This window comes from Acholeplasma equifetale ATCC 29724, assembly GCF_000687735.1.
Taxonomy (GTDB): Bacteria; Bacillota_I; Bacilli_A; order Acholeplasmatales; family Acholeplasmataceae; genus Acholeplasma; species Acholeplasma equifetale.
In genome coordinates, this window is record NZ_JHXL01000020.1 from 1 (window position 1) to 2,965 (window position 2,965).

Annotated in this window: 3 protein-coding genes and 2 pseudogenes; 2 read left to right on the forward strand and 3 right to left on the reverse strand. The window is 35.2% G+C overall.

The features are described 5' to 3' along the window. A pseudogene (locus T434_RS07310) lies at positions 1-358 on the forward strand (S-adenosylmethionine synthetase N-terminal domain-containing protein); the annotation flags it as partial. Here T434_RS07310 and T434_RS0106090 read toward each other — a convergent pair. The 3 genes from T434_RS0106090 to T434_RS07590 form a co-directional block, all read right to left on the reverse strand. Beyond that, positions 339-830: an aminoacyl-histidine dipeptidase gene (locus tag T434_RS0106090; protein WP_162150799.1), complete on the reverse strand. Its 492-nt coding sequence runs from the start codon at positions 828-830 to the stop codon at positions 339-341. The pseudogene T434_RS07310 and the gene T434_RS0106090 sit on opposite strands and share 20 nt — an antisense overlap. 378 nt (positions 831-1,208) lie before the next feature. Beyond that, complete coding sequence (locus T434_RS0106095; RefSeq protein WP_026400310.1) at positions 1,209-2,372, reverse strand: hypothetical protein; 1,164 nt, start codon at positions 2,370-2,372, stop codon at positions 1,209-1,211. Continuing rightward, complete coding sequence (locus tag T434_RS07590; RefSeq protein WP_156934107.1) at positions 2,336-2,695, reverse strand: polysaccharide deacetylase family protein; 360 nt, start codon at positions 2,693-2,695, stop codon at positions 2,336-2,338. Before T434_RS07590 ends, T434_RS0106095 begins: the two co-directional genes overlap by 37 nt. A gap of 4 nt (positions 2,696-2,699) precedes the next feature. Between T434_RS07590 and T434_RS07845 the strand changes: the two are divergent. Beyond that, positions 2,700-2,965: pseudogene (locus T434_RS07845) on the forward strand (hypothetical protein); the annotation flags it as partial.

Below are 2,965 nucleotides of genomic sequence, written 5' to 3' on the forward strand. Positions count from 1 at the left end.
TGCAAGAGACATTTTTAATAAATACACATTTGATGGCAAATATATCATCAATGGAACAAGACTTATCATATGCCAGAGTAATGCATCAACTGATGATTTAAGAAAAGAATACCCTGATGCTGAAATCAATCCATTAGGAGATTGGACAGGTGGAACTGATGTTGACTCAGGTGCTACGAATAGAAAACTTGGCTCTGATATGGCTGATTCTGTTACTGGTGGTGGTCTTCATGGTAATGACCTATCTAAAGCAGATGTTAGTTTAAACATCTATTGTTTCTTAAAAGCACAAGAGACTGGAGTGCCTATTGAACTTTGCTGTGCAATTGGTGATGAAATCATCGATGGTAGACCATAGAGCTGTCTAGGCTTAGCAAATGTTTGCCAGAAAACAAACTTATGTCAAATTTCTTTGCGCCTTTCATTGTTGTTTCTTCTTCAGAAGTGAAAAGCGCTTCCACATTAAGTGGAATGTTTTCTTCCAAAAGTGACAATATCATGGCAACACCAATGCCATTGTCTGCGCCGAGAGAAGAGTTTTTTGCTTTAAGGAATTCGCCTTCAATAACAGGCTCAATTGCGTCGCGTGCAAAGTCAATTTCAGCGTTTGGAGTTTTCACACAAACCATATCTGTGTGTGCTTGCAAAATTAGTGGTTTGCTTCCACTTGTGTTTTTCTTAATTAAAATGTTTTTGTGTTCATCTTTAATGTATTGCAAATTGTTTATCTTTGCAAAACTTTCAAGAAAAGCCACCATTCCATCTTCATTACCAGATTCTCTTGGAATTTGCATAATTTGGTAAAAGTAATCTAAAACTTTATTAGCCATAGAGCACGCTCCTATATAATTTTAATAAGTTTAACAAATTTTACTATAACTCTTTAACGATTATAACAAATTTTTAAAATAAGAACAAAGTTATTTTGTTTCTTTTGCCTAATTACTTTTGGTCAAACAGTTTTGCGACAAAAAGCAAGTTTTTTCTGCCATAGATAAGTTTTCAAAACATACAAAATTATTCAAATTAACTGCCAATATTGTAATTACAAATTTAAAAAAACATCAACAACAATTTAAAAATTTTCATGCCCAGCAAATTTTTGTTTAAAACAAATTAACTGCATTAAAAAAACAATTAAAACACGCAGTTTATGCAAACAAATGCATTAGTCTTCCATTAAAAAAACAGGCTTTTGCCTGTTTTTGTTACATTTCCAAACCACCATTTTGAATTTGTGAAACTGTTGCTGAATTTGGAACTTGGCTGAATTGGTTATAAGCGTCTTTGTTAACTTCTCTAAGTGAAACGCCCATCACTTCTGCATTGCCTTGTGTTGCAAAGCTGTTAATGTAATCAGCTTTTGTGTGGCCTTCCACTTGGTCAAACACCAAGTTGTGTGAAGCTTCAACAATAATTGTTCCAAGTGTTTCGTGTGTGAGTTTATAAAAACCGCTAACTGTTATGCCAACTTTGTCTTGGCCTGCGTTAAACTCATCTGAGTAATTGTATTTAATTATTTCAACTGAATAGCCTTGTTCAATGTAGTCTTTTAAAATGTCTGAACTTGTGGCAACTTTTTCTGTTACATCAACATGTTCTGGCATTGCATTGTAATAAAAATCAATGTTACTGCCTGTGTATGCCGACGCTGACATAAGTTTAACAACTTCGCCAAGTGTGTTAATGTCGTTAATTTGCGCTGGCGCTGTTGTGCCTTGCAAATCGTAAACAAGCTTGTATTCAAATGGAACACCGCTTCTGTTTAAAGCAACGCCGTGTAAAGTTAAAATTTGGTTTTCATAGTCAAACACATCAATTGTTTGAAGTGTAACAGTTTGACGAGCTTTAGAATTCAAAACTTCGCCAACTGAACTGTAAATTCTTGAGAACTGTTCATAAGGGTTTTGTTCTTGGCGTGTTTTTTCAACAACAATTTCAAAAGTTGCTGGATCTGATGGCAAGAAGCTGTTTCCATAAGCGGTAACACTAAACACAACCGTTTGACCTGGCAAAATAAGCGAAGTCAATTGTGCTGTTGACTTTGTTTCATTTGTTGTGTATCTGTAAGTGTATCCAGTTTCTTTAACTGAATATTCAACAAGATATGTTGTTGCACCTTCAACTGCGTCAAATGTAAGTTCTTCTGTTTCTTGGTTATATTGAATGTTTTGCACAGGAGCAAGTTTTTCTGTTATAACATCGCCTGGCTCGTTTTCAATAACTTCACCAATTTTGTTTATTGTGTCGTCAATAAAATCTTTAACTGGTTCAACAGTGTAATAAAGCACACCAACAACGCCCGCAACAATGGTTAGTGAAATCAAAGTGCGCTTTACAGTTTTCTTAACAAAATCCCCAAACTTTCCCATATTTTCTCCCTAATTAAAAACCGTGAATTTCTAACTTGAGTATACCATACAAAAAATAACAATTCAATTATTGTGTAATTTTCTTTGTAAACAAGCTCACCAACTGATCCAACTTTGTAACCTAGTTGCTTTAAGCGAATTAAAATGAGTTTTAAAGCTGGAACAATGTTGTCGGCATTATTGTGCATAAGAACTATTGAGCCATTTTTCACAGAGCCCAAAACTCTTTCTGCAATTGCCTGAGCACTCAAACCTTTCCAGTCAAGTGAATCTACATCCCATTGAATTGTAACAAGACCAAGCTTTTCTGCTTCTTCAAGCAAAGCGTTGTTATATGCGCCATATGACGAAGGTATTAGAGGGAGAGTTGACAATGACCTAAGTCCAACGATTACTACCAAAGCTGGGTCTAAAGGATTAAGTGGTCAACCATTCATCAAAGTTCCACAATCTACAAAACAAGGATATGCAATAGCTGAAATAGGTGATGGTATTTACACAAATCGAACCGAGAGTAAGCGAGGTGTTGTCCAGAAGGAATCAGTACCTACAATAAAAACGAGTCCAAATGATTTAGCCGTTGTTGTAGATGA

What these genes read in the sequence shown, in the direction of transcription:
- T434_RS0106095 (WP_026400310.1), bottom strand. Translation starts at nt 2,372, where the DNA reads ATGGGAAAGTTTGGGGATTTTGTTAAGAAAACTGTAAAGCGCACTTTG.
- T434_RS0106090 (WP_162150799.1), bottom strand. Translation starts at nt 830, where the DNA reads ATGGCTAATAAAGTTTTAGATTACTTTTACCAAATTATGCAAATTCCA.